Origin of the sequence: Paenibacillus maysiensis, from assembly GCF_000520815.1 — a bacterium.
Taxonomy (GTDB): Bacteria; Bacillota; Bacilli; order Paenibacillales; family Paenibacillaceae; genus Paenibacillus; species Paenibacillus maysiensis.
Window position 1 is genome coordinate 1 of sequence record NZ_ASRY01000112.1, and the last position, 1,159, is coordinate 1,159.

Genomic DNA, 1,159 nt, shown 5'->3' on the forward strand with positions numbered 1-1,159 from the left:
CCAACAGCAAGTCGAGCAACGGCTCAAAGGGGATGGATATACCCCTCCGGCTGGTTCAACAGGTAACACATTCACATTGGATTCGATTAAAGGAATGTCCCCGAACGAGATTAATCAGCATTGGGATCAAGTCAAACAAGTATTACAAAACAAATAATAATCAATAGAAAAGGACAGGGTGATTAGATATGTCAGTACAAAATTTTATTCCTACCATTTGGAGCGCACGTTTAAATGAAAGTTTGAAGAAGAATTTGGTGTACGGTAATGTGGTCAACATCGATTACGAAGGTGAGATTCAAGGTCAAGGCTCCACAGTAAAAATCAATTCGATTGGAGCGGTGACGATTGGCAATTATGATAAAGCTGCAGGAATCGGTAATCCACAGGAACTGGATGCTACGCAAAAAACGTTGGTGATTGATCAGGCGAAGTATTTTAATTTTCAAGTCGATGATGTAGATGCTGCACAAGCGAATGTGAATTTGCTGGATGGTGGAATCGTGGAAGCTTCGTATGGACTCGCCAATGTGGTGGATCAGTATCTTGCTGGATTTTACACAGAGGTAAAAGCTGAGAATACGATGGGCAATGATACTGCGCCTATTGTTCCAACCAAAGATACAGCCTATGATTTGCTGATTGATCTTGGCGTGCTGCTGGATGAGAACAATGTGCCTGAAACGGAACGATTTGTGGTGGTTCCCGCATGGTACTATGGCTTGCTGCTGAAAGATGCACGTTTTACCAAAGACCCGAACATTATCCGTACAGGTTATGTCGGAGATATTGATGGCATGACGGTATATAAATCCAACAATGTGCCGAATACCACAGGAGCCAAGTATAAAATTATTGCGGGTCATAAGAGCGCCATTTCGTTTGCAGGTCAAGTGGATTCAGTGGAGGCGTTCAGACCAGAGAAACAATTTTCAGATGCGGTGAAAGGTTTACAGGTGTTTGGAGCCAAATGTATCAAGCCTGAAGCCCTCGCTGTACTCACAGCCAATAAGTCATAATTGAAAATGGATGATATGACAACACATTGTAATAGAAGAAACACGTTCGGGGTGTCCGTTTTGGATGCCCTATTTTTATTTTTGGAGGGTGATAAGATGTGGTATTTGAATCAGGAAACAGGCTGCACATGGGAAGTCAC

General features: G+C 42.7%; 1 protein-coding gene. It reads left to right on the forward strand.

Features of this window, described 5'->3' with window-relative positions:
• The first annotated feature begins 188 nt into the window (after positions 1 to 188).
• Positions 189 to 1,019 carry a phage major capsid protein gene (locus L696_RS0107665; protein WP_025683121.1) on the forward strand — a complete coding sequence of 277 codons (831 nt, stop codon included), beginning with the start codon at positions 189 to 191 and terminating at the stop codon, positions 1,017 to 1,019.
• Positions 1,020 to 1,159 lie beyond the last annotated feature (140 nt).